Here is a 21,187-nt window from a genome sequence, read left to right on the forward strand (position 1 = left end):
TCTGTTCTATACTAATTACAGATATTAAATATCTGTAATAGATGAGTTGAAAGGGCTGTGGCGATATGAAATATTCAAAAGCAACCAATTATGCACTGCATACGATGGTTTATTTAACAATGGTGCCCAAAGGTCAATCTGTAGGTGTAGAGCCATTAGCGAAGGTTCAAAATCTTTCTCCAACTTACCTTTCTAAGATTTTAACTAAACTTACCAAGGATGGACTGGTAGAATCAACGCCAGGGGTGAAAGGTGGTTATCGAATACGAAAAAAACGAGAATCGATCACATTTCTTGATGTCATTGAAGCCGTAGAAGGGCAACATGCTTTATTTTATTGTTCGATGGAACACGACGCTTTTACCAGAAACCATGACTGTCTCATCGAAGAAGTGATGAGTAATGCAGAAGAGAAGATGAAGAATGAATTAAGTCAGCAATACATTGTAGACATCGCTGAAAAAATCGACACAACGCATCACGCAAACGTATTTTTAGGAAACGAAGGTTAAGCAACAGGGGAACTTTTTATGTTAAGTTCTCCATCATTTTTGTTTTAATTAAAGACATTAAATATCTACAATGTATTTAATGAGGAGAGATTATAAGATGATAGATTGTGCGGTAATAGGTGGCGGACCAGCTGGATTGAACGCATCGCTTGTGTTAGCAAGAGCTAAACAACAAACGATTGTTTTCGATGATAATCAAGCGAGAAATGCGGTGACACATGCTTCCCATGGTTTTATTACAAGAGACGGTAATCGTATGTACCAATGGAAAACAGGTAGTCAGTGGAAGACAAAAACAAATTCTAACTAAACATGGAATCGATGTAATCGAACAGTCAATAAGTGAAATGAGTGGCGAAGACGGATACTTGCGTACAATTCATTTCACAAATGGCGGTGAAATAGATCGTGATGGAGGTATAGTTATGACAGGACTTCAACAAGCAACCCCATTAGCAGAACAGTTAGGGTGCACGCTTGATCATAATGGAGGAGTAGAATCCGATGAATTCGGTCGAACAGCCATACCAGGTGTATACGCTGCTGGAGATATGAAACTCACTGGTCCATCTCAGCTGATTATGGCTGCTAGTGAAGGAAGTAAAGTGGCAGCTGCCACAGTCGGGGATATAGTAGAAGAAGGCTTCAGTAAATAAAGGAGGAAGATAGGATGGAATTCTGGGAATCCAGCTTTTTGGAAAAACAAACAATGTGGGGATTTGAACCTGCAGACTCTGCCATATGGACAAAGAAATTCTTTCTTGAAAAGGACGTGAATGACATACTTGTTCCAGGTATCGGTTATGGTAGAAATGCGAAGATTTTCACAGATAACGGCATCAATGTAACAGGTATAGAAATTTCGGAAACAGCGATTGATTTGGCTAGGCAAAATGGATTTGGTAGTCCAATTTTTCATGGATCGGTAGCCGATATGCCTTTTGATGATAAACAGTATGACGGGATCTTTTGCTATGGATTGCTTCACTTATTGAATAAGCACGACAGAGAAAAATTTATTCAAGATTGCTATTATCAGTTAAAGCCCAATAGCTATATGGTTTTCACTACTGTTTCGAAAAAAGCACCAATGTATGGAAAGGGAAAGCAGTTAGATGAGAATTATTTCGAGGTAATGGATGGTGTCAGCATGTATTTTTATGATACTGATTCGATTAAACAGGATTTCGGAAACTATGGGCTGGTAGAGGTTTCGGAAATAGACGAGCCTAATAAACATAAGAAAACTGCCCCATCTATCAACTTTCTCATGATAGTATGTAAGAAAAATTAACTGATAAATTGGTGCAGAACAGTATATTTGAATCACCACATCTCAAAAGTGAAATAGGGATTTCGGTAGTAATAAAACAGTTCAGCAGGAATACGCATGACTCTATGGAGAGCATGCGTTTGTTTTGTGAAAAACAGAGAAGCGGTGAATTGCGCTTAAGATTGAAAAAGCGAAAGTTGTCGCATAGAGTCAGCCCCCTCCAAAAGAAGCGTCCAATCGGACAAAACTGCATGCAAAGAAGAGCGAAATGTCCGATAAGTATAATGAAAAAGCGGGTTGCATTAATTGCTGGCGGGTTCTCATTTTAATGTTTCTAAACTAAAAAATTGTAATTTTATGTTAGAATATATGTGGAGTTTGCGAAAGGTTCTTCTTAACGGAAGTTTCACTCCAAAATTATGTTCTATTAGGGGATTGTTTATGAAAGCTTTAAAATCTTGGAAAGATCCAATATTATTGTTGTCTTCGATTGGTATTTCGAATATCGGTGATTTTATTTACTTAGTTGCCATTAATATTATCGTATTTCAACTTACTGGTTCAGCCACTGCTGTAGCAGGCCTCTGGATCATCGGGCCATTAACGAATATTGTCATGAAATTCTGGACTGGCAGTTTTATCGATTATCGGAGTAAAAGAAGAGTAATGATTGTTACGTACATCGTCAGAGCTGTTTTCATCTGCCTGATTCCATTTGCACCGAACATGGCAGTGATTTATAGTATTTTAGTTGTCTTAAGTGTGGCAAAGGCTTTTTTCAATCCGTCCTCGATGACGTATATTGCTATTCTTGTACCGCCAGAAAAAAGAAAACGTTTTAACTCGATTAGTTCATTTACGAGTTCAGGAGCATTTATAGTCGGTCCTGCAATTGGTGGTTCACTGATATTACTAACATCTGTTGAATTAACCTTATGGCTTACGTCCATATTCTTTTTCATCTCCGTGATTTTATTGTTATTTCTTCCTGAACACGAAAAAATTGATAAAGAAACGATACCGACATTGACGATTGCACAGGTGGTGCGAGATTTTACGGTCGTTCAGAAATTCATGATGCATAATAAATATGTGTCGTTTGTCTATCTTGGTTTTATTATGGTGATGATCTTTACCTTTGCAATGGATGCACAAGAGGTTGTTTTTACTCAGCAAGTAGTAGGTCTTTCCGAATTTGATTACAGCTTATTAATTAGTATTACCGGAGTAGGTTCTGTCGCAGGAGCATTTTTATTATCGTTTTTCTCAAGCAAATTATCGCTTAGATATATGATTACGATTGGTTTGATCATGACGACGGTTGGTTATGTAATCTATGCTTTTTCATGGTCCTTTTCATCGATTGTTGCTGGTTTTATCATCTTAGGTTTCTTCAATGTGTTCTTAAATGCAGGAATCATGACTTTTTATCAAAATAATGTCTCTACTGATATAATGGGCAGGGTTACGAGTATTTATCAGCTAATCCAAAGTGCGATGCAGGTTATCTTTCTTTTTGTTATCGGGGTTACTGCAGATCTTTTCTCCTTACGACTAACAATTGTTACGTTGGCGCTTGTTATGTTGGTTTTATCTATTATTTATTCTGTTTCGGTGTTGAAACCGAATAAGAAGAGTTTTTTTAGAGAAGATGATGTTAGTGGAGAAAATCTTAATGTAGCAGAGAAAGTAAAATGATTGTGTTAGTGAGATTTTGGGGTAATGTCATAGACCCCACTAGAAGGAAAATGTACAGTGAAGCCTGTCTTGGTGGGTTTTTAAAAGCAAGTATGTATGAACAAATCTCTTATTAGAAGAATACTAACCTTATCTAAAGGTTAGTAGGATTGAGGTAGTTTTATTTTATTATTACAAAATAATAAATGTTCGCAATTAGAGGACACAAATCATCATTTTTGTCTTTTTTAGCCCGGGCCATTATATCCAATTGTATAGAAAAAGTATCATTTTTTTATTAGGTAGTCGACTGATACTGTGCAGCAATGATTTCCAAAATATTGTAAAAAAATAACCGTATACTCGCTATCTTCTGGTATGATTTTGGTATAGAGATTTATGATATGGTGAGGTGTTGATCTTAAACTAAAGAGCAGTAGAGTTTAATAAAGAATATTGGTATTGGGTAAGCTATTCCATTAAGAAAACAGTGGAAGGTGATTACCATGAGAAAACATCTAATTTTAATATTAGGTATTACATTTATATTTTTAACAACAACTAATGTCTATGCTCAAAATGAACTCAAAAGAGAAGAGCTATTAGAAGAAGCCCTAATCGTTAGATATCTTCCACACATTTTAGAAGTGACAGATAATTTATTTATGTGTGAACGAATTACTAATATAAAAAGACTTGGTGGAAATCGTGACCATGAAGTAGTTATAGAAGTAGTAACGTTTGAAAAGGCTCATATGCCTCCTTACAATTTGTTCAGAATAAAACTTATTGATACACTCGATAAGATAACTGTTACGGAAGTTGAGCGTACAGAAAATATATCATCCGAACAACTTCAAAAGCAAAGTTCTTAATAAGAATATAAAATTGAACAAAGCAATACTATTTTTCACTAATGGATGCGAGAGTTGAAGAACGGAATAAAATTGGGGTGACTGTCATTGTCTAAGGAAAAATACAATGAAATATTTGATGTAGTAAAAAAAGTAATTAATGAATGGGACCCTATTGGTGTTTTACCTTATGCACCCGATGATGAATATAAGTTTGAAGTTGCCAAAGTGGTGACTTTACTTAGCAAAGTAGAAAACGTAGAAGAACTATCAGACGGTCTTGCCAAGATTTTTAAAAAGGCTTTGGAATGGAATTTTACTAAAGAAGAGTGTTTACCAATTGCCAAAAAGATTTGAGAGATATTAACTTGTGAATATTGCACTAACGGGTGCGAATGCTGAACAATCAAATCTATTCGTTTTCCTTTGTTGATGTAAAGAAGCAGGAATATTGAATAGAATTTTATTTAAATTTTGCTAGGGGGAATAACAATGACTATGAGGTTAGAGTTTCCATTATTTATGTTCATTATGTTTTTACTTCTTGCTTTTAACTATTTTGAATTGTTCGAATCTTTAGGAATGTGGCAATATATAATAGGTCCTATCCCTTTAATGTTGTTAGGATGGATTTTATTCGACAAGTTAAAGCTTAACGAAAAGAGAGTTGGTAACGGAGTAGGAGTCATGATTATACTATCAGGTCTCTCAATTTGGTCATTTTTTGATGTGTTTTTATTTACTAATTGACTTATTCAATTAACGGGTCGCTAATGATTAAAAAGCAAGATTACAAACAAATCCAGTTGCTGCGCAGTATATCCATACTACGAATCGAAAATGACAAAACAGACGCTTTGACCTAAATCCTAGCGACTATTGTGTCATTGTTTTTTATTTTACCTGAGCTACAGTAATACCATCACCAATAGGAACGATAACCGCTTCTAATTCAGGGTGGTTGGCCACGTGTTGATTGAACTCTTGCATCATGCTTGTATACCGTTTCGGTTCTGCATCTTTATCTGCAACACTGCCTCTAGCCAGTACATTATCAATGGCAATAACAGCATTTGGAGATGCCAGCTTTATACAGTTCTCCAGATAATTCGGATAGTTACCTTTATCCGCATCAATAAAGAAAAAATCATAGCGTTTATTCTGTTGAACAAGTACTTCTAAGCTTTCCAGTGCAGGTCCTGTCAGATAATTTACCTGTTCACCAAACCCTGCTTTTGTCAGGTTTTGTTTTGCAAGGTCTGCATACTTCTGTTCTAATTCCAACGAAGTAAGCGAGCCATCCTCATCGAATCCTCTGGCAAGGCAAATCCCGCTGTATCCACCAAGTGCTCCAATTTCCAATATATTTTTTGTACCTGAAATGCTGACGAGCATCGATAATAATTTTCCGGAAGAAGGTGAGACAGAAATATTCGGCATCCCGTTTTCTTTAATAGATTGCATTACTTCTTCTAATAACTCGTCCTCTGTCTGGAACACTTCGTCAATATACTGATTAATTTTCTTCATGATTCACTCGCTCCTTTTTATTTTCTATTTCATCGAGCTTAAATAATTGCTTAAATTCATCTGTCACCATGTCGATTGCCTTTAACTCTCCAACTAATATTTGCTGAATCGATTGATATTCCGGCTGCTCCAATTGCTGCTGGATAGTGGATCTTTTTTGCTCTAGGCGCTCAAGAAAAGCAAGCGCTTTACCGCGACGAAATGTTTTGGCACCACGCCCTTTGTGATGATGCATGTGGTCGTCATCAAATCTTTTATCTTTCATATAGATGCTCCTTTGCATTAATTAATTACATTGTATACATATGTATACAAATAGTCAAACATTACTTTTTGATATTTTTCTGTGCAATTATGCTTTTTATGGTAAAATAATGTAAAAGGTACGTATGTAAGGAAAATCGCTCTGCTTTAATAAGGCTTTTATTAAACAAACGAATCACTCTAGTACATTGGAATTCCCAGGTGGTGGTTTTATCCGTAACCTTAACCTTATTTGGATTATATTTTTTTGTTCCGAGTTTGGACGTTATATGTATTTTGTGATGGTTACTTGGCTCTTAATAGAATTGACGGGAGAAGCATTTTATACTGGTCTATTAGTGAGTGTGGGGTTCTTGCCGGGATTAGTGATGAACTTACTATTTGGTGTGATTGTTGACCGTTTTGATCGGCGTTTACTAACGCTTTGTTCAAGCTGGGTTAGTTTTCTCACTTTATGTAGTATGGCTTTTATTATATGGGGAGGATGGTTGACAGCACTCGTTATTATGTTAACCCATATGGTTATCCAGCTGACTGGATCTCTGTTCCGTCCAGCTATGCAAGCGTTCATTGCCGAAAACTTTACGAAGGAACGGTTGCCAAAAGTTTTTTCACAAACGAGTACAGCCGCTATCATTGGCGGGTTAATAGGTTCTTCGCTTGGTGGGGTAATCATTGGATTTCTTTCAGAGATTGCTGCTATTGGGATCGTTTGTGTTGCTTTTCTAGTTGCCAGCATTGCATTGTTTGGTATAAGAGGAATCCAGAACAATAAGTACACTGCCAAAAAATCGATTAAATCTGATTTTACTGAAGGCTTCCGCTATTTAAGGAGTAACCGTTTATTACTTCAATTATTCGGAGTCATGTTTATTGGTCAATTAGTTTTTCATACATGTATCGCTTTCTTGTCGCCTTACACGATAGAGTATTTAAACCAATCAGCACAAATTTATGGTTTGCTTGATGCATTTGTTTCTATTGGTGGTGTCATAGCGGGGCTGTTAGGTACCTGGTGGTGGAACAAAAGTAAAAACTATTTATCTGTCAGTTCATTACTAGTGGTGATATTTGGCTTATTATCTATAGGTTGGGCACCTTCTCTGTTTTTCGCTTTTGCAGGGGCGCTGCTTATTGGTATTGGGACGACATGGATACGTGTTTTGCTTCAATCGGTTCAGCAAATTGCGACAGATAAAGCATTCCATGGAAGAATGTCCAGTTATCGCATGATATGTAATCAAGGGTCTGTCGTCATTAGTGGACCTATACTTGGATGGATAGCAAGTACATATGGTGCAAATATGGTCTACACTGCACTTCTGTTGCCTGTAGTGGCAGCCATTATATTTGCATTTAGACAATCAAAACACCAAGGATTTATACAGATTACAAAGAGAAAAACAGCGTAGGAGGAATGGTATTCTTGATACGTCAATTTAGCTTGCTAGACATACAGAATATTGTTCCGTTAATGGAACAGTTAGGTTATCCAGCCAATAAATCGCAGCTGGAGAAAAGGCTTTCTGCTATTGGAGAGCTATCGAACGCTTACATGCTTGTAGCTGAAATGGATGGAGAAGTGTTCGGTTTCTTAGGAATGTTTCTACAGCATTACTTTGAATACGATGGTCAGTATGCTCAAATTGGTATATTTATAGTTGATAAGGACCATCGTCGACAAGGAATTGGTAAACAGATGCTTGAACGTGCAGAAAAATGGGCAAAAGCCAATGGCGCACGTGCAGTTATGATAAATAGTGGAAATCGAAATGAACGATTGGCAGCTCATCAAATGTACGAAAATTTAGGTTATGAGGCAAAGAGCATAGGATTTATAAAAAATATTATAATCAATGACTCAGATGATGGAGAGACCTAATGATACTAGCCTGCATAGCATTAACGGCTAACTCACTTTATTATATAAAAAACACCTGGTAAACTGCACCTTCCAATTATATGTTGCTAATTACTAGCTTAATGGTTTTGACTCTCACGGTTATCGGTATGAAAGACAAGGAAAATTTGCAAACAAAAACAAGAACCTGGTTTACCATCATTTTGTCATCCGCTACTTCGATTAGGCATAAACTCGTGCTATTCTTTACCTCTTTCTTTTCATCCATGAGTGTTACGGAACATATTCAATCCGTACGTTCTCCTGATGATCATTTCACTCTTGACTTTTATCTATATGAGGCTGGAGCTGCTGGTTTATTTGGAATCAGAGCAGAATTAGACGGACCGCTATCGTTTAAGAAGAAATTCTATTTTGCAGATAATGCAGATCAGCTGAAAGTAGAACGGGAAAGTAATCATGTGATATCGATCATAAGTTACATCTGGACTGACATATATTTAGGTTTTTGTAAGCGTTTAAAATATGAGGAGGGTGAATGATGGGTTCAAGGATCATGCATATAATAATCGGTAACAAAATTGCAGAGTCGCTCAAAATAGAAGATAAAACGACATTTTTATTGGGGAACATTGCCCCAGATGCAGTATTTTCACACGAGGAGAAAACAGCTTCACATTTTTACGCAGGTGAAATACAAGATTTTACGAGAAAGATTGATTATAACACCTTTCTGCATAAATACAGTAACCTGACAGAAAACCCTTATATACTAGGATATATTGCACACTTAATTGCAGATGATATATGGTTAAGAGGTTTTAATCTTTCCTGGCTGCGAAACAGAATGGAAGCAGATCCTGACTTGTATCAGTTATACCATCACGATTTTCGCTTATTAAATGGAAAATTGCTTAGGGAATATGGTTTTACTGCAGACCTAAGAAAAAGTCTCGGTCGTTTTTCTGAAATGATTAATTTAGATGAAGTGAAGCCCGACGATGTGGAAAAATTTGTCCCTTATGTGTTAGGTGATATGGAATACACTGAGGAGCAATTACATGAAAAACTCAGAGTATTTACGCTTGATCAGATCATTGGTTATGTAGAGACATCCGTTAATCTAGGTGTTTTTAATGTAAAGCGAGTTCTTGCAAATCAAGTATAAAGGAAGGGAACTGATCTCAATGATTTATCGTAGAAAAATGTACCATGTCGATCCATCTGTTGTTAAAGATTTTAACGAACATTTTAACAAAACCCTTTTACCGACCCAGCTTAAATATGGTGCGCGATTAGTTGGCAGATGGATGACGGAAGATAAGGATGGAGTCATCGAGATTTTTGCGATATGGGAATATAGCAGCTTCGAGGACTATGAACAGATTGAAAGCAAAGTGAAAGGTGACGACCAGCACGTTAAGCGCGTTCAGCAATGGTTTGAAAAAATGGGACGGAAATATAATCTCAAAGAATTATTTTATAAGATTGATCAAGACTTCTTGAAAACAACAGTCCCAGTAGATAAATCATAGGTCAGGAAGGGGAATAGCATTGTTTAAATCAGCTATCGACGCAGAAAGTAATCTTGCTATTTTGGAGCCAAGACATGCTGCAGAATTATATCAATTAGTAGACGAGAGTCGTGATAGTATAGGAGAATGGCTTGCTTTTCCTAAGAAAACGAACAAAATAGAAGATTCGAAAATATTTATTGAAAAATCGTTGAAGCGATTAACAGAGAATAATGGCTACTGGGCTGGGATTTGGCATAAAGAAAAAATGGCTGGTTCCATCGGTTTCTTATACATGGATTGGAATACTAGAAAAACCGAAATTGGCTATTGGTTAGGTGATAATTTTAAAGGTAAAGGTTTAGCAACAAAGGCTGTTTCTCGCTTTATTCTCCATGCATTCCATAATCTTGACTTGAATAAAGTGGAGATAAATGCAGCTAGAACAAATGAAAAGAGTAGAGCGATACCGGAACGACTTGGTTTTCAACAAGAGGGAATCATTCGAGACTATGAATATATAAATGGTGAATATCGCGACCGGGTTGTCTATGGTCTTTGAAAAGAAGAGTGGAGCGCACTGTCTGATCATTTGCGGAAAGGATGACATCATGTTCGGTTACCTTCCAGAATTTCGTTCCTATTATAAGGGATTATTACATTTAGCTGCATTTGATAGTCAAGATAACACAAAAATAGATTTCTATTCGAACCAGTCAACAATAAAGAATTAATGCAACTAAAGGAAAAATACCATATAGCTGAAATAGCTGGAAATGGTGATTTATGAACCGATAGATGTGCAAAAAAATCACTATTTTAAAAAGTACTATAAGTTTAGAAATCTTGATGAATTTTAAAAAGTACTTGTATAAGTTCATATAAAGCTGACCTTTCTAAACTCTTATACAAGTTTTCATAGAATTGGATGCTCAATTAGCTACATGTAATACCAAATGACAAGGAGGAGACTACGTGAAAATAACTTTAGAAACGTTTCGATTTGCTTTGTTGTTAGTTTTGTTTGGAACTGTTTTAAGCTTCATTTCCTACATGTTATTATACCCGATGATAGGAGAAAATGCAGAACGTTATTATAGTTGGGTTGCGACAATTGGATCTTTTGTTTTACTGTTATTTCTCTATCAAAAAAAAGGTTGGGGTAAGGGTTATTTTAAGAAATCTATACTTTGGCTTTCCCTCGGTTTAGTCGTTTTATTAGCAATGTTTATTCCTGACTTATCTCCAGCCCATCATTACTCTAATGTTTTTGTTTATTCATATGGATTCCCTATTTCCTTTTTAACGGTTCGAAGTGAAGGTGGATCAAGCTTTCTTGCTACGAATCTGCTATCAGATAGCGATGTAAGTATGGATGGAGGAATAATATTCAACTTCCTTATCTTTTATTTTGTCTTACATTTTATCTTCACAAAAACAAAGCTATTAGAGAAGTGAAGGTAAGTTTGTCTGCTGGAATAAACTTTTTGATAGTAATAGGCCTTATTTATGCTTTAACTTTTATAAAGAGAGGGGAACGATTGTGGCCATCTATTTAGTGCGTCATGCAAAAGATGATGAAAGCTTTCGTGGTGGTTGGAGTCAAAAAGGATTGATTAACGAAGGAATCCAACAGGCTACAAAATTAAGAGAATACTTACATAAAAATCAGAAGCACTTCCAAATAGATCGAATCATATCGAGTGATTTAACAAGAGCAAGAGAAACTGCAGCAAATATCGTGGAGAGTTTGCCGTTACCTGTTGAACACGCCGAAGAATGGCGTGAAATGAACAATGGCGATTTAGCAGGAATATCCAATATAGAAGCAGGTGAGAAATACCCAGGCTTGTATTTTAAGAGCTTAAGGATGGATGAAAGGTACCCCGGTGGAGAAAGTCCTATTGAATTCTTTAACCGAATAAAACAAGCATTTACCGAGACATGCGAAGAACAGTTAGAAAAAAATTACAAGGAAAACGTCTTAATTGTGACACATGGTGGAGTGATAAACATCATTTATCACTTGTTAAATGAAAAAGAATGGACTAATAAAAATAAGTCTTTTCCAATATTTTATACAAGTATTCATCAATTAGAATATATCAACGATCAATGGGAAGTTACGCAAGAAAATGTAAAGGAGCATTTGAGCTCCTGAGAATACTTGAGGGAAATGAGAATCAAAAAGTTAGGGGGAGTGTTGTTCAGATGCGGCTATTTAGAAAGTTTTTCTCTAAATACAAGCATTTGGCTTATACTGCTTTTGAAAATGAAAAGTATTTAGAAGTTGTTAGTAAATTAAAACAAGATGGAGTGAAGTTTCGAACAGAAATAATAAGGAGTTTACATACTTCTGAAGTGATCGGTCACCATGATAATGCTCAGTATGAAATTTATGTGAAAGAGAGTGATAAACACAAAGCGCAGGCAGCCATTCATAAATAACAGGATAATATATCAGCTTTCGTTTTAGGTTATCGTGAGTCTTATATATAACAATTGCTGAGGAAATTCTATCAAAAAGGGTGAATGCATTTGGGTCGTTATATAAGCATTTTTATATTCGCAATGTTGATGGGTGTTGGCTGCTTTTTCTTTATTATACCTGCTATATTCAGAATTTATAATTTCGATATTGCAGTAGGAATGATTGTCATTGTATTTGGTTCAATTATTACTACCCAATTATTTTTTGTAATAGATAAAGTCAAGGAAATCAAAAGATAATGTAAGCAATGAATATAATTGCACCACTTCTGGTGAAATAAATCTGCAATTAATTTTAAAGGAGGCTCAGCCATGTCAAATAAATCCAAAGACTTTTACTGTGACGAGGTCCTTAGTGGTAATACACAAGTCGAAAAAGTGCTAGAAACTACAAATGTACTTGCTTTTTACCATACGCACCCTTTTTATGAGAAACATATTGTTGTGATACCAAAGAAGCACATTGTTTCTTTGATTTCGGTTCGAAGAGACGATGTGAATGTTATGGAAGAAATATTTGATGTTATTAAAGAAGTCGCCACGAGAATGAATGAAAAATTCGGTGCATGTACTGTATCTACAAACATTGGGGACTATCAAAGCAACAAGCATATGCACTGGCATGTACACTTTGGAAAGCGAATTAGAGATTAATCTGAAGCGATATTGGAGGTGACTGTTGTCAATGAAAGCATTCTTTGTTGATTTTTATGGAACGATAGTCCAGGAAGACGGCGCTATTATCTCAAACATTTGCAAAAAAATAAAAGAAAATTCGAATACAGAAGCTACCCTTTCCGAAATTAGCAGTTTTTGGTGGAATAACTTTTCTGATTTAGCTCGTCAAAGTTTTCTTGGAAAGTTTCAAACCCAACGATACATAGAAACGACCTCTTTAGAATCTACTCTCTTACATTTTGGATCTTCCTTAAATGCTGCCGACATAAGTGAACTAATGTTCAATTATTGGATGAAACCTGCAATTTATGATGATGCCGCTGAGTTTATGAAAATAAATACAATTCCCATATATATTCTCTCCAATATTGATACTTTCGATATAAGAAAAGCAATCGAATTTCATCAGTTGAATGTCACGGAAGTTATTACAAGTGAAGATGTAAAATCATATAAACCAAGACCTGAAATGTTTGCTCATGCTCTAAAAATCAGTGGTCTGTCCAAAGATGAGGTTATTCATGTTGGTGACTCTTTATCAAGTGATATAGGTGGAGCTAATAACGCCGGGGTTAGAAGTGTCTGGATAAATCGTAATAACAAAGATTGCAGAGAAGAAGATAAGCCTGACTATGTAATTAGTAGTCTCACTGAATTGCATAATCTGGAGATTTCTGTATAGAAATATTTTTAATTAACATGGAGAAAGTTATTCGCTAAATACAAGCATTTGGCCATAGCAAAAGCCTGTTGTTCCATAAGGAGGAAAAACATTGATTGCCGAGTTAAATAAACAAGATTTTTATAAATGCAAAGATCTGGTCAATAATTTTGGTCAGTTAGAAATCCTGGCAATAATTAATGGAGTCAACCCTGGTCGTATATTTGTAGATAATCCGGAAACTCCTGGTTCTGGAGTGGTTTGGCAAGGGAATAAGGATGGATTTGTCTTTTTTGGAAATGAACAAAATGAAGAATTTAATAGCCGGATCAACTATTTTATTGATAATGTGATTGAACCGCAAGCAAAGAGAATCGGATTAGATTGGTTTGAAGCTATCGGAAACCATGAGGGCTGGAATAAAGTAATCGAAAAAATATTTGAACATCGCGACCTCGGCGATTGGGATCAAAGAGTATATGTATTAGATAAAAATGATTATATCGCTACCAATAAACCGAATATTAACAAAGAATATACTGTTCACAAAATCAATAAAGGTTTCTATGAAACAAATCAAAACTCGTTAAGTAATTTTGACTTTTTACGATCGAAACTATTAGGAGCATGGTCTTCACTAGACAACTTTTTTAATAGCGGTATTGGATACTGCATTGTTTACAACAATGCAATTGTAAGTATTTGTCATTCGGAGTTTGCTGTGGATAACGTACATTGTATAGCCATTGAAACAGTAAGAGAACACCAGGGAAAGAAATTAGCGCAAAAAGTAGCTCACCGTTTTGTGACAGATTGTTTAGACAAAGGGATGGTTCCATATTGGGACTGTATGGAAGTAAACAAAGCCTCGATTGCATTAGCGGAGAATATCGGGTTTAGAAAAGTTTTTGATTATAAAGGTTATGACTTTAAATTATAGAATTAATTGATCAACAGCAAATGATCGGAATGTGTATTACTATAAAGAAGGAGTGAAATCTTTGAAACTAAGACAAATGGCAGTTGCTTTCCTCTATAATAAAAAAGAAGAGATTTTATTTCTCCAAAAAAAGAAAAGAAGCGCTTTGCATCCGGGGTTATTAGTACCAATCGGTGGCCATATCGAAGGTGATGAAATAAACGAACCTAAAAAAGCATGTCTAAGAGAAATTGAGGAAGAAACAGGTCTAAAGAGTCATTGCATAAAAGATCTTACACTTAGATACATTGTGCTTCGCGTAAAGAGTCATCAGGAAGTGCGAATACAATATGTTTTCAATGGTACGGTTTCTGAACAGGCTACTTTAATTGAAAGTGAGGAAGGATCACTATCCTGGTTGAGTTATGAAGATATTATTCTTAACCATAATGTAACAGCAACAACAAAAGAAATAGTAAACCATTATGACAGGACAGGGAAGTTCGATGGAAAAATATATGTAGGTTCCATGACATCTATAGAAGGAAAGCCTGATATAACGTGGGGGTTATTAGAAGATTGGGAACCGCAGATTTTTAACTGACTTGTGGTATTTCAATCAAAAGTGAGATTTGGAAAGGTTGATCAGCTAATGGTATTCCGCTCAAAAGTTGATACATTTTTTGTTAGTTTTATATCGATTGCAGTACTTATTATTGGATTGGTCTGCTTTTTTCCTTTGTTTCTTGAAGGTGGAAGTGAACTGCCGGTAGCCGTAATACTAATATTGATATTCCTTATGCTAGCAAGTTTTATTTTGTGGTGCGCCTTCTCGGTCAAATACGTCTTTTATCAGGAATACCTATTTATAAAAGGTGGACCATTTAAAAGCCGCATTTCCTATGAAAAGATCACAAAGGTTTCACCTGCCAAAGATATTTTTACTGGCTATAGAGTATTATCATCAAGGGATGGGATAGAAATCTTTTATATTACAGCGGTTTTAGGAAGTGTGAAAATATCACCTGAAGAAAAAAAGGAATTTATCACTGAATTAACAAAACGATGTCCGAGCGTACAGGTGCATAACTAGCCGAACAGAAAGATTACCAGTATATATTAATACAACAATAACTACGATACATTTGATTAATTTTATTGATCCTAAAATATCTGTCATTGCAGATGATGTTGTAAACGGAAGAGGAAGTTACCACAAGCTGAAAAGTATGTCCATCAGGATGGTTACTGCGAGGCTGCTTGGGACATTATTTGCTCAATTGTTATTTATATGGGGCAAAGTATATATCGTGTAATCGTATTAATTTTCTAGGAGGAATAGGATGCTGAAGAGAAGATATGGAGATCGTTCAGGCTGGAGCCGGATACTGGAACGAAAATATTCGCAGACATATCTGGAATCTGATGAATTTAGAGGCTATTTATCTTTATTAAACACAATAAAAGTAAACGAACCTTTATCGGTGCATTATGGTGAAAAAAATATCTGTATTGTGGATGACGGTTACATGTGGTTACAACAATTTCCACTTGATAGAAACCATGCTGTAACGACAATGTTTGATGCTAATGGCAATATCGTTCAATGGTATATTGATATCTGTCTTTGTATCGGTATTGAAAATGGTATTCCATGGATGGACGATTTATTTCTGGATCTGATTCTCTTACCTTCTGGAGAAATATTTGAAAAAGATGCGGATGAATTGGACGATGCTTTATCGAAAGGAATTATAGATGAAGCTCATTATGAGTTAGCGTGTAATGAAATGAAAAAGCTTAAGAAACTAATTAGTAAACAAGATTTCCATTTAATAAAGCTGTCAAACAGTCACAAGGAAATGCTAACTGTTAATTTGAAGTAATTGTGGTGAATGTGGAAGATCCACCAGTATATTCTTAATCTTGAGGAGAATAGCAATATGAGTAAGTCTAATTCAACATATAAGGCAGAGAATGCTAATATCGGTTTCAAAGCCGAGATAAGCCGGCTTAAAGCACAAGCTTTGATGGGATGACAGAAAGAATATAAATATTTTAAGTGGTATGGTTTACAAGATGGGATGAACATATTAGAAGCCGGCTGTGGACCTGGTTTTGTTATAGAAAAACTTGTGCAGTCCTTTCCAAATAGCAAGGTAACGGCATTAGATGTAGATGAAAAATTACTAGCTAAAGCTAAATTACTTTTGAATACGACTCCTGATGCACATGTAAAATTTATACAATCGTCTGTTTATGATACAGGTTTTTCTAATAACAGTTATGATTTCGTAATAGCTCGTTTCCTTTTTCTTCATTTACACGATCCAATTAAAGCTCTGCTAGAACTATTCAGAGTATTAAAACCAGGTGGGAAGCTAGTAATTATCGATGTTGACGACGGAATCTTTGGTGCTGTCCAGCCAAAGATAGAAAATTTCAATTCTATTATCCAGAAATTGATTGAAATGCAAGGGGAAGCTGGTGGTAATCGGGAAATCGGCTGAAGTTTACCACGTTTGCTCATGCAGACTGGGTTTTTAGATGTCGATCTAGATGCGATCTCCGTCCATAGTGATTTAGTCGGTTTAGAAGGGTTTAAGGAGCAATTTAATCCGAAGAGATTCGCACCATTTTATGAAAGCGGTATATTATCTGAGAGTGACTTTGATAGTCTGCAAAAAGCCTATGAAAATTTATTATACAATCCTGATTCATACGCAATCATGATTTTCCATTTAGCTTGCGGGACTAAAAAATCATGACTCAGTATGTTTATATTGCTTCACCCAGTAACTTGCCAAATGGTTCACTCGATGCAAATCGATTGTCTATGGAATAAACAACTGTTCTAAAAATATCTTAGAGTTTACACATTTGCATGTGGAGGGATTTATAGCTATGTTTATCGTAAATGTCGAAGGTGCGATACGAAAAAATGATAAATGGCTGATAATTAAAAGAAGCCAAAAAGAGGAGCACGCTGGTGGTCTGTTATCTCTCGTTGGAGGAAAGGTTGAATTAGAAGTCAGCTGTTCGGATGTTTTAGAAGAAACGTTAAAGCGTGAAATATTTGAAGAAGTAGGTGTAACCATTTACGACAACTTAGACTATGTGCACAGTACATCTTTTATTACTGATCAAGGTAAACATGTAGTAGATGTTGTGTTTCTTTGCGGATTCCAATCGGGAGAGGAAGTTCCAAAGAGCCCTGATGAAGTAGAAGAAATCGTATGGCTTAGTTCATATGAGGTAGCCACCCACCCAAATGCTCCTGTTTACTTAAAGGAAAGCATTGCGCGTGCAGCGAAAATGATATCAACCAAAATGGAGGTTGTGAAAGATTGGGAAGATTGATCAACGTCTGTGGTGTGCACATTTACGTAGAGGAATTTGGCAAAACGAATGAAGAGGCGCTCTTATATTTACATGGAGGTCCAGGGGCGAGCTGTATAGATTTTTGTTATTATCAAGCAAAAGCATTGTCAGAAAAACTTAGAGTTATAGCGCTGGACCAGCGTGGAGTGCTTCGTTCAGATCCGATTATGAGCAATGAAAAGTTTGGTGTTGATGATATTATCAGTGATTGTGAAGCGCTAAGAAAAGAATTAGGTATTGAAAATTGGACGGTTTTAGGGCATTCATTTGGAGGTTATATTGCACTGAATTATGCATATGAATATCCGATGTCAGTAAAAAAAAGTGATTTATGAAGCTCCTTCTTTTGATATTGGGCTGTCAGCTAAATCATTAATGAAAAAAGCTGTTTGTTTATTGGAGAGGGATGAACGGAAAGACGTCGCAATGCTTTACAGTAAATACGTGAATGATTCATATCCTTCAAAAGCAATATGGAAAGCATTAGCATTAATCTACAATGAATTTTCTGGAAATAGAAAAGATTACATATATCTTAAATCAATGGAACCTCAAGAATTAAATAGAATCTATGATTCGGTTAATGTTCCTGATGAATTCTGGGAACGTACAACAGTTCATATCCGTAATCTTGAAGAAGAAGGGCTGATATTTGAGAGTTTACTTCCTATAATTCCATCGGTAACACAAGCCTCTTTGGTTCTGCATGGACAGTTTGACCCTGTATTTTGTGATCAACAAAGAAATATTTTTATAGAATATGCTTCAAAAGCTAAAATGATAGTATTCGAGGAAAGTGCTCACTTTCCTCGGTTAGAAGAACCAGAGAAGTACACAAAGGAAGTAATTAATTTTATATTGAAAAATTGATAAGATGTTTTTTGGTGTAAATGAATGGAAGGTATTTCTAATGAAACTATTAATCATGCAACCAAATCTTGAAAAACAGATTGCCCAACTTGAAGCTGAGTTAAAAAATAATCCAGACGTGGATGCGGTCATTTTTCCAGAAGGTTATTTAAATGAAAATGTAGGCAAAGCCTGTGAGCTAGCAAGCAAATATAATACTGTGTTAATCGGAGGGCATAGAAGACTGCAAGAAAGTCCAAAAGACAGGATTTTAATAATAAATCGTTTCGGTGAGCTGATTTTAGATAGGGTTAAATATAGTAAACCCTGCCTTGTTATGATGGAAGAATTAAAAGTTGGTCACATTCTCTGTGATGAGCTAATCGTTCAAGCTATTAACGATGAAGATCATTCGAAAGCCGATTTAATAGTGCATCCAATAGGAGTTGGAATGTTTAGTGAAGAACAGTTTCAACAGTGGATAACAGAAGCGACTAAAATTGCAATAAAGTATAAAACAATGATAATCGGCACTAGTCATGCTGATGGTTCGTATGGTGATACAGGTATTTCTATACCAATAGCTTATTGTATGGATGAAACTGGTGAAGTTGTTTTTATAGCGAAGAATGATGTGCGAACACGCCTGTTAAATGCGGAAACAAAAGAAGTGTCCGTTCTACATAGGTAATGTTAGGTAATCTTTTCCTATTCTCTATAGTACTACACAGTATTGTTTTGAAATTTTGCCAAAAGAAAGAGTGAGGTTGTGAGTTCCTATCAAATAATAAAACTAGCACCGAGTGAATTTTATAAATGCAGTAATATTTGGGATATGACCAGACAAGCAAAAATGGCTGAAATTTTTTTGGAGGAACTGGTCAACGGTAATAGAATAACATTTGTATATGTAGAGAATCACCAGTTTATTGGTGAATGTTCATTGGTATTTAGAAATAATGACCCGGATTATACGATACCAAATAAACGCATCTATTTATCTCGTATGATTGTTAAAGATGACTTTCGAAATCGCGGTATCGGCAGCATTCTCCTGGATTATTTGATTGAATTCGCTATACAGCTTGGATATGAAGAAATCTCGCTTGGCGTTGATACGAATAACTGGAAGGCAATGTATTTATATCACAAAAAAGGATTTACACATGAATTATACACAGGGAAAGATGAACATGGTGAATATGTAAAGCTTCTTAAAAAATTAAGATAGTCGTTTCATTTTTCTGCGTCAGTGATTGTCGGAAAGGAGTATAATAATGAAGGTAGCTTTTTTTGATAGAGACGGTACCATTATCGAAGATTACCCTGATAAGGAATGGAGCTCAATCAAACATCCGTTATTTTTAGATGGTGCAATCGATACATTAAAAGAAGTCGTTGATAAAAAGTATCAGATCATTATTATCACCAATCAATACATCATTAACGATGGTTATATAACGTTAAATCAATATCACAGTTTAAATAAGCAGATGCTGCATGAGCTAAAAAATCATAACATTGAAATACATGATATTTTTTATTGTCCTCATAGTGAAAGAGAAGGTTGTTCCTGCATGAAACCTCGAGACGGAATGATAAAATCAGCACTAGAGAAATACCCAACAATAAATTTGGCTGACTCCTTTCTGATCGGGGATTCACCTGTTGACCTGGAACTTGCTGTCAGCATGAAAATAAAAGGCTATGGAATTGGCCTTGGAGCAGATTATCAGACAGAAAATATTGTGCAGTTGAATGATATAAAAGAATTAACGAAATTTATTTAACTTGTATCATTATACTTTGCTATCCAAGAATAGATGGATAAAAAATGAGGGAAAGTGTGATTTTTTGAGAGGAGATAAATGGATCGCATACGTAATGATAGGAATTATTATTTATACAGTCGGGATGATTTCCTTTTTCTCAAGATGCTCCAGTCATTGCAGATCAAATAAACAGCAGTGTCATGATAGGGTTATTGATTGCCATTTTGCTTAAAGTTAAGTAGTAATTAATGTAGGTAAAGCACATGTCTAACCTGCTTACTGTAATAAATAGTGAGTTTCTTTAAAAGAGTAGCAAAAATGTATCGTTTATACCATAACTGATATAGCAAGATATGCAAGAGTAAAAATGGATAAGGCGGGAATAGTATGGACCAACAACGAATTACGATTGTCCCATTAACAACAGAAAATATAAAAGATGTGAATGTAACAAACGATTATTTTACGATCTTCGGCAAGCTCGTCCCAAGTTTTAAAGATGGAATATGGTCACATGGAGAGGAACTTTTTGATAAACCTAGAGAGACATGTTTCCCTGATGATGATTTGAATTGGCAAGCGTATATCGATAATAACAGTAAAGCGTTATTTCTAGCTTATTCAGACGGAAACTGTATCGGACAAGTCCGGATAATCAAAGATGTAAACCGCTTTTGCTACATTGAAAATATCGCGATCATTAAATCAGCAAGAAGACAGGGAGTTGGAAAGCTTCTTTTACATAAAGCGGAGGAGTGGGCAAAGGCACAGAAACTTGTCGGGCTTTCACTGGAAGCGCAGGATGACAATTTAGGTGCATGCAGATTTTATCTAAAGCATGGTTTTAAATTAGGTGGAATGGATACGTATAGACATTACATAAATCCTAATATTGATACCGCCTTATTCTGGTATAAACCTTTTGCATTATCTGATTAGTGTTTATTGATTC

General features: G+C 35.6%; 35 protein-coding genes. 33 read left to right on the forward strand and 2 right to left on the reverse strand.

Annotated elements, in window-relative coordinates; all coding sequences use genetic code 11:
* The first annotated feature begins 65 nt into the window (after positions 1–65).
* The 8 genes from MUN88_RS12050 (at position 66) to MUN88_RS12080 (ending at position 5,066) form a co-directional block, all read left to right on the forward strand.
* On the forward strand, positions 66–512 hold the full coding sequence (locus MUN88_RS12050; RefSeq protein WP_244715346.1) for an Rrf2 family transcriptional regulator: 447 nt from the start codon (positions 66–68) through the stop codon (positions 510–512).
* Positions 513–609: 97 nt separating this feature from the next.
* Positions 610–822: an FAD-binding protein gene (locus MUN88_RS21890; RefSeq protein ID WP_369809881.1), complete on the forward strand. Its 213-nt coding sequence runs from the start codon at positions 610–612 to the stop codon at positions 820–822.
* Positions 740–1,168 (forward strand): FAD-dependent oxidoreductase, encoded by a 429-nt coding sequence (locus tag MUN88_RS12055; RefSeq protein ID WP_369809882.1) that lies wholly within the window; start codon positions 740–742, stop codon positions 1,166–1,168. The genes MUN88_RS21890 and MUN88_RS12055 overlap by 83 nt, the downstream gene beginning before the upstream one ends.
* A gap of 14 nt (positions 1,169–1,182) precedes the next feature.
* Positions 1,183–1,806: a class I SAM-dependent methyltransferase gene (locus tag MUN88_RS12060; protein ID WP_244715348.1), complete on the forward strand. Its 624-nt coding sequence runs from the start codon at positions 1,183–1,185 to the stop codon at positions 1,804–1,806.
* Between the two features lie 420 nt (positions 1,807–2,226).
* Positions 2,227–3,483 carry an MFS transporter gene (locus MUN88_RS12065; RefSeq protein WP_244715350.1) on the forward strand — a complete coding sequence of 419 codons (1,257 nt, stop codon included), beginning with the start codon at positions 2,227–2,229 and terminating at the stop codon, positions 3,481–3,483.
* Between the two features lie 485 nt (positions 3,484–3,968).
* Complete coding sequence (locus MUN88_RS12070) at positions 3,969–4,337, forward strand: DUF3888 domain-containing protein (protein ID WP_244715353.1); 369 nt, start codon at positions 3,969–3,971, stop codon at positions 4,335–4,337.
* 87 nt (positions 4,338–4,424) lie between these two features.
* Positions 4,425–4,673 carry a DUF1871 family protein gene (locus MUN88_RS12075; protein ID WP_244715355.1) on the forward strand — a complete coding sequence of 83 codons (249 nt, stop codon included), beginning with the start codon at positions 4,425–4,427 and terminating at the stop codon, positions 4,671–4,673.
* A 135-nt stretch (positions 4,674–4,808) separates the two neighbouring features.
* Entirely contained in the window at positions 4,809–5,066 is a 258-nt protein-coding gene (locus MUN88_RS12080) for a hypothetical protein (protein ID WP_244715357.1), read from the forward strand.
* 144 nt (positions 5,067–5,210) lie between these two features.
* Here the strand turns inward: MUN88_RS12080 and MUN88_RS12085 are convergent, their stop codons facing one another.
* Both MUN88_RS12085 and MUN88_RS12090 read right to left on the reverse strand, forming a co-directional pair.
* Positions 5,211–5,846 carry an O-methyltransferase gene (locus MUN88_RS12085; RefSeq protein WP_244715359.1) on the reverse strand — a complete coding sequence of 212 codons (636 nt, stop codon included), beginning with the start codon at positions 5,844–5,846 and terminating at the stop codon, positions 5,211–5,213.
* Entirely contained in the window at positions 5,833–6,111 is a 279-nt protein-coding gene (locus MUN88_RS12090; RefSeq protein ID WP_244715361.1) for a hypothetical protein, read from the reverse strand. Before MUN88_RS12090 ends, MUN88_RS12085 begins: the two co-directional genes overlap by 14 nt.
* Before the next feature lie 268 nt (positions 6,112–6,379).
* Between MUN88_RS12090 and MUN88_RS12095 the strand changes: the two genes are divergently transcribed.
* The 25 genes from MUN88_RS12095 (at position 6,380) to MUN88_RS12215 (ending at position 21,174) form a co-directional block, all read left to right on the forward strand.
* Positions 6,380–7,522, forward strand: a complete 1,143-nt coding sequence (locus MUN88_RS12095) for an MFS transporter (protein ID WP_244715363.1) — start codon at positions 6,380–6,382, stop codon at positions 7,520–7,522.
* 14 nt (positions 7,523–7,536) lie between these two features.
* Positions 7,537–7,992 carry a GNAT family N-acetyltransferase gene (locus MUN88_RS12100; RefSeq protein ID WP_244715365.1) on the forward strand — a complete coding sequence of 152 codons (456 nt, stop codon included), beginning with the start codon at positions 7,537–7,539 and terminating at the stop codon, positions 7,990–7,992.
* Between the two features lie 128 nt (positions 7,993–8,120).
* Complete coding sequence (locus tag MUN88_RS12105; protein ID WP_244715367.1) at positions 8,121–8,513, forward strand: DUF5412 family protein; 393 nt, start codon at positions 8,121–8,123, stop codon at positions 8,511–8,513.
* Complete coding sequence (locus MUN88_RS12110; RefSeq protein ID WP_244724491.1) at positions 8,513–9,139, forward strand: zinc dependent phospholipase C family protein; 627 nt, start codon at positions 8,513–8,515, stop codon at positions 9,137–9,139. Before MUN88_RS12105 ends, MUN88_RS12110 begins: the two co-directional genes overlap by 1 nt.
* Before the next feature lie 19 nt (positions 9,140–9,158).
* On the forward strand, positions 9,159–9,506 hold the full coding sequence (locus tag MUN88_RS12115) for an NIPSNAP family protein (protein WP_244715369.1): 348 nt from the start codon (positions 9,159–9,161) through the stop codon (positions 9,504–9,506).
* Between the two features lie 19 nt (positions 9,507–9,525).
* On the forward strand, positions 9,526–10,047 hold the full coding sequence (locus MUN88_RS12120; RefSeq protein WP_244715371.1) for a GNAT family N-acetyltransferase: 522 nt from the start codon (positions 9,526–9,528) through the stop codon (positions 10,045–10,047).
* Positions 10,048–10,460: 413 nt separating this feature from the next.
* Positions 10,461–10,943, forward strand: coding sequence for a hypothetical protein (locus tag MUN88_RS12125; protein WP_244715373.1), 483 nt, complete (start codon positions 10,461–10,463; stop codon positions 10,941–10,943).
* 85 nt (positions 10,944–11,028) lie between these two features.
* Entirely contained in the window at positions 11,029–11,646 is a 618-nt protein-coding gene (locus MUN88_RS12130; protein ID WP_244715375.1) for a histidine phosphatase family protein, read from the forward strand.
* A 50-nt stretch (positions 11,647–11,696) separates the two neighbouring features.
* On the forward strand, positions 11,697–11,933 hold the full coding sequence (locus MUN88_RS12135; RefSeq protein ID WP_244715377.1) for a hypothetical protein: 237 nt from the start codon (positions 11,697–11,699) through the stop codon (positions 11,931–11,933).
* 354 nt (positions 11,934–12,287) lie between these two features.
* Positions 12,288–12,629 (forward strand): HIT family protein, encoded by a 342-nt coding sequence (locus tag MUN88_RS12140; RefSeq protein ID WP_244715379.1) that lies wholly within the window; start codon positions 12,288–12,290, stop codon positions 12,627–12,629.
* 31 nt (positions 12,630–12,660) lie between these two features.
* Positions 12,661–13,335: an HAD family hydrolase gene (locus tag MUN88_RS12145; RefSeq protein ID WP_244724494.1), complete on the forward strand. Its 675-nt coding sequence runs from the start codon at positions 12,661–12,663 to the stop codon at positions 13,333–13,335.
* Positions 13,336–13,426: 91 nt separating this feature from the next.
* On the forward strand, positions 13,427–14,254 hold the full coding sequence (locus MUN88_RS12150; RefSeq protein WP_244715381.1) for a GNAT family N-acetyltransferase: 828 nt from the start codon (positions 13,427–13,429) through the stop codon (positions 14,252–14,254).
* Between the two features lie 61 nt (positions 14,255–14,315).
* Positions 14,316–14,837 carry an NUDIX domain-containing protein gene (locus tag MUN88_RS12155; protein WP_244715383.1) on the forward strand — a complete coding sequence of 174 codons (522 nt, stop codon included), beginning with the start codon at positions 14,316–14,318 and terminating at the stop codon, positions 14,835–14,837.
* Positions 14,838–15,032: 195 nt separating this feature from the next.
* Complete coding sequence (locus MUN88_RS12160) at positions 15,033–15,326, forward strand: PH domain-containing protein (RefSeq protein WP_244724496.1); 294 nt, start codon at positions 15,033–15,035, stop codon at positions 15,324–15,326.
* 52 nt (positions 15,327–15,378) lie between these two features.
* Entirely contained in the window at positions 15,379–15,549 is a 171-nt protein-coding gene (locus MUN88_RS12165) for a lipid II flippase family protein (protein ID WP_369809883.1), read from the forward strand.
* Between the two features lie 27 nt (positions 15,550–15,576).
* The gene (locus MUN88_RS12170) at positions 15,577–16,119 is read left to right on the forward strand and encodes a ribonuclease FAU-1 family protein (RefSeq protein WP_244715385.1); all 543 of its coding nucleotides are present in this window, start codon (positions 15,577–15,579) and stop codon (positions 16,117–16,119) included.
* Positions 16,120–16,317: 198 nt separating this feature from the next.
* Entirely contained in the window at positions 16,318–16,743 is a 426-nt protein-coding gene (locus tag MUN88_RS12175) for a class I SAM-dependent methyltransferase (RefSeq protein WP_244715387.1), read from the forward strand.
* 18 nt (positions 16,744–16,761) lie between these two features.
* Entirely contained in the window at positions 16,762–17,001 is a 240-nt protein-coding gene (locus tag MUN88_RS12180; RefSeq protein WP_244715389.1) for a hypothetical protein, read from the forward strand.
* A 136-nt stretch (positions 17,002–17,137) separates the two neighbouring features.
* Positions 17,138–17,593: an NUDIX hydrolase gene (locus tag MUN88_RS12185; protein WP_244715391.1), complete on the forward strand. Its 456-nt coding sequence runs from the start codon at positions 17,138–17,140 to the stop codon at positions 17,591–17,593.
* Positions 17,581–17,949 (forward strand): alpha/beta fold hydrolase, encoded by a 369-nt coding sequence (locus tag MUN88_RS12190; RefSeq protein WP_244715393.1) that lies wholly within the window; start codon positions 17,581–17,583, stop codon positions 17,947–17,949. The genes MUN88_RS12185 and MUN88_RS12190 overlap by 13 nt, the downstream gene beginning before the upstream one ends.
* Complete coding sequence (locus tag MUN88_RS12195; RefSeq protein WP_244715395.1) at positions 17,939–18,484, forward strand: alpha/beta fold hydrolase; 546 nt, start codon at positions 17,939–17,941, stop codon at positions 18,482–18,484. The genes MUN88_RS12190 and MUN88_RS12195 overlap by 11 nt, the downstream gene beginning before the upstream one ends.
* Positions 18,485–18,524: 40 nt before the next feature.
* Positions 18,525–19,154 (forward strand): hypothetical protein, encoded by a 630-nt coding sequence (locus MUN88_RS12200; protein ID WP_244715397.1) that lies wholly within the window; start codon positions 18,525–18,527, stop codon positions 19,152–19,154.
* 78 nt (positions 19,155–19,232) lie between these two features.
* A complete protein-coding gene (locus tag MUN88_RS12205; RefSeq protein ID WP_244715399.1) occupies positions 19,233–19,694 on the forward strand; it encodes a GNAT family N-acetyltransferase in 462 nt (153 codons plus the stop codon).
* A 46-nt stretch (positions 19,695–19,740) separates the two neighbouring features.
* Complete coding sequence (locus tag MUN88_RS12210) at positions 19,741–20,253, forward strand: HAD-IIIA family hydrolase (protein ID WP_244715402.1); 513 nt, start codon at positions 19,741–19,743, stop codon at positions 20,251–20,253.
* A gap of 369 nt (positions 20,254–20,622) precedes the next feature.
* Positions 20,623–21,174 (forward strand): GNAT family N-acetyltransferase, encoded by a 552-nt coding sequence (locus MUN88_RS12215; RefSeq protein WP_244715404.1) that lies wholly within the window; start codon positions 20,623–20,625, stop codon positions 21,172–21,174.
* The last annotated feature ends 13 nt before the right edge of the window (positions 21,175–21,187 follow it).

This window comes from Gracilibacillus caseinilyticus (assembly GCF_022919115.1).
Lineage (GTDB): Bacteria > Bacillota > Bacilli > Bacillales > Amphibacillaceae > Gracilibacillus > Gracilibacillus caseinilyticus.